Below are 6,374 nucleotides of genomic sequence, written 5' to 3' on the forward strand. Positions count from 1 at the left end.
ACAAAGAGGCCATTGACAAGATTGGTGCAATAAAGCAAAGAGAGCCTAAAGGCTATGTAATTCTAGTATGCGATTTAGAAATGCTAGAGAGCATTGTCAGCAAAGTCCCTCAGGAAGCGTTAGAGATAATAAAAAATCAAGACAAGCCTACAACTATTATATACCCAAACTATACGAATCTAGCTTCAAATTGCACTAAAAGTAATGGCAGTATAGCCATTAGATTAGTAGATAAAGGGATTTGTCATGATATAATAAAGAAAATTGGTCATCCCATTATCTCTACGTCCGCGAATATCAGTGGGGGAAAATCACCAAAAACATTTTCTGAAATTGACCAAAAAATTTTATCAGCCGTAGATCATGTTGTAAATTTGCCAGAAGCAAGCCAAAACACAAGTGCATCAAGAATAGTAGAACTATTAGAAGATGGGAAATTGAGGATGATTAGAGAGTAGATGCAAAATTTCAAAGAACATATAAATAAAGAAATTTTCAAGATCATTTCCGAAACAGGAAAAGAACAAGGAAACGAAGTTTATGTTATCGGCGGTTATGTTCGAGACATCCTACTAAAAAGGGAATCGCACGATATTGATGTAGTTACTGTTGGAAGTGGTATACAATTGGCTAAAGCTGTAAGTAGCAAATTACCCAAAACAAAGGTTTCTATATTTAAAAACTTTGGTACGGCTATGCTAAATCATCGTAATGATAGTGTAGAGTTTGTCGGGGCTCGAAAAGAATCGTACAAAAGAGAGTCTCGAAACCCAATAGTGGAAGACGGAACATTAGAGGATGATCAGAACAGACGAGACTTCACAATAAACTGCCTTGCAATCAGTTTAAATTCGGATTCATATGGGAAATTAATAGACCCCTTTGATGGAATTAAGGATCTCGAAAATAAAATCTTAAGAACCCCACTAAACCCTTCGATTACGTTCTCCGACGATCCTTTACGAATGTTCCGAGCAATTCGATTTGCTTCGCAACTTGGCTTTACGATTGAAGAATCCGCTTTAAACGCGATAAAAGAGAATCGAGAAAGAATTAAGATCCTTTCCATAGAACGCATTTCTGAAGAACTTAATAAAATCATACTATCCCCTATTCCATCTATCGGTTTCTATCTACTAGACGAAACAGGACTTTTAGATTTGATTTTTCCTGAGTTTGTGAAGCTAAAAGGCATTGAAATAAAAAATGGTCTGAGCCATAAAGACAATTTCATTCATACACTACAAGTTCTTGATAATGCCGCAGCCAAGTCAGATAAATTATGGTTGAGATGGTCTGCTATTTTACATGACATAGCAAAACCGGCCACTAAACGATTTAACAATAAAGTAGGTTGGACATTTCATGGCCATGAAGACAAAGGATCTATGATGGTTAAGGGTATTTTTCAGAGATTAAGACTTCCCTTAGATGCTCCTGCGCAATATGTAAAAAAACTCGTATTACTTCATTTAAGACCAATTGCTCTAACGAATAAAACAGTTAGTGCATCTGCTGTTAGAAGATTGTTATTTGAAGCAGGAGAAGACATAGATGACTTAATGATTCTTGTAAAAGCAGATATCACTTCTAAAAACAAGAATAAAGTAATTAGGTATACCGAAAATCTTATCCTGGTTGAAGAAAAGATGAAAGAGGTGCAGAAAGAAGACAATTTCCGAAATTGGAAATCACCTGTTATGGGTAAAGACATTATGGAAACTTTCAATATTAGGCCTGGTAAAACTATTGGGATTATTAAAGAAAAAATTAAAGAAGCCATTTTAGATGGGAAAATCGCTAACACGAAGGAAGATGCCATAACATACATGGAATCACTATCTTCGGAGTTAGGACTTGAAATTCAATTAGAAAAATGAAAAAAGCATACAGGTATCAAGTTATTCTCGACACCGAAAAGGATGTTGTGAGAGAGTTGGAAATTTATTCGGAAGACACATTCGAAAACCTTCACAAAGCACTTCTTGAATCTTTTAATTTCCAGAATACGGAAATGGCTTCCTTTTACATGAGTAGCAACGACTGGGATAAAGGTGAAGAGATTACGTTAATGAGCATGGCGAGCGCTGATGGAATTGACGAGCAAGCGGGTATAATACCTGCACCAATGATGGCAGACACATCATTAAGTTTATACATGGAAGGTACTGGAACTAAAATGATTTATGTTTTTGATTTTCTTCTTATGTGGTGCTTCTATATCGAACTTATCGAAGAAATTGACAGTGATGAAGAATTGCCCAGATGTAGTAAGAAAATGGGTGAAGCGCCAAACCAAAACGATAAAGATGCAGACGAAACACTTTTAGGTGATTCTGTGGCAAGTGAAATTGCCGATATTATGTCTGGGTTTGAAGATGAAGAAGATGATGGTGAAGCAAGATACAACTACAACGAATAGCTTGAGGAATGCCATTAAAGACCTTAATTGTACTCTTAGGCCCCACAGGCATTGGCAAAACAGAACTCAGCTTAAAAATAGCAGATTACTTCAGAACAGAAATCATCTCTTCAGATTCGAGACAAATGTTTCGAGAAATCAGTATTGGAACTGCCAAACCAACTTCAACCCAACTAGCAGCAGCCCCACACCATTTTATCAATTCAAAGTCGATACACGATAGCTATACTGTTTCCGATTACGAAAACGATGCAATTGCTCTAATTGAAAAACTTTACAAAACACATAACACGCTAATTCTTTCAGGAGGTTCTGGTTTATACATCGACGCCATTTGCAAAGGATTTGACCCCACTCCCACGCCAAATAAAGAACTGAGAAAAGATTTAGAACAAGAGCTTAGTGATTTAGGAATAGAATCGCTTCAAAATAAAATTAAAAAACTCGACCCTAAACTTTACGAAACAATAGATTTACAAAACCCAACTCGGTTAATTCGGGCAATTGAGGTATGTATTATTACAGGGAAACCATTTTCAGACTTATTGATTAAACAAGGTAAGAAGCGAAATTTCAATGTTATTAAAATTGGTCTTAAAATGGAGCGCGAAGATCTTTATATTAGAATCAATTTAAGAGTTGATGAAATGATGAAAGAAGGAATGCTAAACGAAGCTAAAGCTATCTTTGCACACAGGCACAGTAATGCATTAAAGGCTATTGGGTATGCCCCTTTATTTGATTTTTTAGAAAATAAAACGGATTTAAAATTTGCGGTTGATAAAATAAAGCAACATCACCGAAATTTTGCGAAACGCCAGATTACTTGGTTCAAAAGAGACGCTACAATAAATTGGTTTAATAGAGACGAACATGAGCAGATTATTCAATTCATAGCCCAAAGAGTAAGTTGAATCAATAATGAAAACTTCGTTAATTATTCTTTTACTTATATCTACACAAAACTTCAGTCTGTTTGCCATTACCGATTCTATTCTAAAACTTAAATCCGATTCAACTAAAGCTCAGATTACAATTAGCTCAGATAGACCCACAGTATCTTACAGTTCAACGACTGTTCCAAAACACTCTGTACAAATAGAATCTGGATTTGGTTTTGAAACAAGTAACAACGAATACATTTGGATCCATGCAAATTCAGATATCCTTATTCGCTTTGGGCTAAGTGAAAGGATTGAATTCAGATTTTACAATAAACTGAATCTTTCGAATACAAAATTAAATTGGCATACCGATATAGATACTAGAAGCTTTAGCCTACCCGATTATGGATTTAAATTTAATCTATTACATGAAAAAAAGTTTCTACCAGAAATAGCATTCCTACCCACTTTTGTATTTAAATACAAAGAAAATGACAATCTTAACATCTCTCTATACAACCTAGACTTGGCATTTAGCTTTACTAAGTCATTATCCAACCGTTTCTCTGCTGGATATAATTTTATATTCATCAGTAGAAGCCATTCCTTAGTTACTAGCGTTAATCTTATTGATAATCTACAATTATTCTTAGAATACTCTCGCATGCGCACGCGTTTTAGAAGATTGTATCACAATTTAATTATCGGAACTTCCTATCAGCCAATAAGTGATATCAATGTAGATCTCTCTGTACAGTTCAATACTTTGTCGCCATCCCTCACAATAAATAGTGGTTTTAGCATTTTAATGAACAAATAAGGCAACTCAAAAAATCCAATTGCGTTCAAGTACAAGCCCTTATTTAGAATAATTCTAAATAATAATGGTAATTTTACAAGGCATGAAATTATCTGAGCTAAAGCATTCGGAAAAAGCCGTCATTACTAAAGTAAAGGGCAAGGAAGACTTTCGTAGAAGAATTACAGAAATGGGATTTGTTAAAGGCCATGAAGTATTTCTTGTAAAGCGAGCCCCCCTTAACGACCCTATTGAGTTTAGTCTTATGGGATACAATATTTCTTTGCGCAAAAGTGAAGCAGAGCTTATTGAAATTGAAACCTCTACACAACAAGAACAAGTATTCTGTGAAACAATAACTTCATTATTAAAAGAAAACAAGATCAACCCTGCCTTTGTAAAAAAAGGTAAAAGGATAAAAGTGTTGCTAATTGGGAATCCCAATTGTGGAAAGACAACAATTTTCAATAGTGCATCAAACTCACATGGACGCGTCGGGAATTTTGATGGAGCAACGGTTGATTATCATCTAGCAACTTTTCAAAGAGAAGGTTATACCCTTGAAATTACCGACTTGCCAGGTATCTATTCTTTATCTACAGGTTCATCTGAAGAGCTGTTTGCTCGGAAATGGATTCTTGACAAGCAACCAGATATTATCGTAAACGTAGTAGACGCAACCAATTTAGAAAGAAATTTATTTCTTACTACCCAATTAATAGACATGAACGTCGACATGGTATTGGCCCTTAACATGCACGATGAATTAAAGGGGAAAAATATTGTTATTAACCAGAGCGAACTATCTGATAATTTAGGAATGCCAATTATTCCAACTGTAGGCATTACTGAAAAAGGAATAGACGAGCTTTTTAGCTGTGTAATAAACAGCTATAAATCTATTAACGATAGTAAAGAAAAGCTCCATATTGATTACGATAAATATTTCGGTAATCATTTAAAAAAGTTAGAAGATATAATTGAGACTAAAGAGAACAAAGCACTAACAGACATAGTGTCTAGTAGATACTTAGCGATTAAAGCTCTTGAGAACGACCCCTACTCTATTTTAAGATTAAGAGCGTGTAAGAATTTCGAAGAAATTCATAATATAGCTAGTAAAAGCATTATAGAAATAGAAGAAAAATTTAGCGAGGATGGTGAACAGCTTTTTTCTAATATGCGCTATCAGTTTATTGCTAATGTATTACGGAAAAGCTCTTCCAGACCATCCAAAGATACTGGTGGATCAGATAGTATAGATGCGGTTCTAACACACAAGTACTGGGGTTTTCCACTATTTATATTCTTCATGTGGTTAATGTTTCAATCCACTTTTACGCTAGGGGGATTCCCAAATCAACTTATTGAAAATGCCGTTGGTGAACTATCTAATTTCGTAAATTCCATTATGGAGACTGGCCCATTGAAGGATCTTCTTCTAAACGGTGTAATTAGCGGAATTGGCGGAATCATATGCTTTTTTCCAAGTATCCTTATTCTCTACTTCTGCATATCACTAATTGAAGATACTGGTTACATGGCCCGTACCGCATTTATCATGGACCGCCTTATGCGAATGATCGGACTAAATGGAAAATCATTTATCCCGTTGCTCATGGGCTTCGGGTGCAATGTTCCAGCAATTATGTCTACCAGAACATTAACAAGTAAAAGCAATAGAATCCTAACTATGCTTATAAACCCGTTTATGTCATGTAGTGCCCGTTTACCTATATACATATTATTAATAGGCGCATTCTTTCCTAATAACTCTGGCATTATGCTCTTTTCAATATATTTTCTTGGAATTTCGATTGCCGTAGTTACAGCTCTTATATTAAAACAAACCGCCTTCAAATATGTTGAAGAAGATCAGTTTTTAATGGAGCTCCCGCCTTATCGCATGCCATCTTTCAAAGGCCTACTTAAACATATGTGGTGGAAATCATCTCAGTATCTACGTAAAATAACTGGAGTTGTAATGATTGCATCTATACTTGTTTGGGCACTTGGGTACTATCCACGAAACATTGAATTTTCACAAGACTATGAGAGTCAGATAGAGCTACTCAGTAGTCAAGATAGAATAGAAAACGATGTTGAAATAAATAAACTTATTCTTCAGAAGGAGTCGGAACGTTATGAGAAATCCTATATCGCCCGTGTTGGAAAATTCATAGAACCAGCAATAGCGCCTCTTGGATTCGATTGGAAAATCGGGGTTAGTCTACTTACAGGAATTGTTGTAAAAGAAATTGTAGTTAGT

At 35.3% G+C, this 6,374-nt stretch carries 6 protein-coding genes; all 6 read left to right on the top strand.

The genetic code is table 11. The annotated features are described in order from the left end of the window. Positions 1 to 458: Sua5/YciO/YrdC/YwlC family protein (locus tag HRT72_07475; GenBank protein ID NQY67546.1), on the top strand; the 458-nt coding region annotated here is incomplete at its 5' end. Next, positions 459 to 1,880: an HD domain-containing protein gene (locus tag HRT72_07480; protein ID NQY67547.1), complete on the top strand. Its 1,422-nt coding sequence runs from the start codon at positions 459 to 461 to the stop codon at positions 1,878 to 1,880. Next, positions 1,877 to 2,422, top strand: a complete 546-nt coding sequence (locus HRT72_07485) for a hypothetical protein (protein ID NQY67548.1) — start codon at positions 1,877 to 1,879, stop codon at positions 2,420 to 2,422. Before HRT72_07480 ends, HRT72_07485 begins: the two co-directional genes overlap by 4 nt. Before the next feature lie 8 nt (positions 2,423 to 2,430). After that, positions 2,431 to 3,336: a tRNA (adenosine(37)-N6)-dimethylallyltransferase MiaA gene (gene miaA / locus HRT72_07490; protein NQY67549.1), complete on the top strand. Its 906-nt coding sequence runs from the start codon at positions 2,431 to 2,433 to the stop codon at positions 3,334 to 3,336. 7 nt (positions 3,337 to 3,343) lie between these two features. Further along, positions 3,344 to 4,126 carry a hypothetical protein gene (locus HRT72_07495; protein ID NQY67550.1) on the top strand — a complete coding sequence of 261 codons (783 nt, stop codon included), beginning with the start codon at positions 3,344 to 3,346 and terminating at the stop codon, positions 4,124 to 4,126. Between the two features lie 64 nt (positions 4,127 to 4,190). Then, positions 4,191 to 6,374: ferrous iron transport protein B (gene feoB / locus HRT72_07500; protein NQY67551.1), on the top strand; the 2,184-nt coding region annotated here is incomplete at its 3' end.

Source organism: Flavobacteriales bacterium (assembly GCA_013214975.1).
Classification (GTDB): Bacteria; Bacteroidota; Bacteroidia; order DT-38; family DT-38; genus DT-38.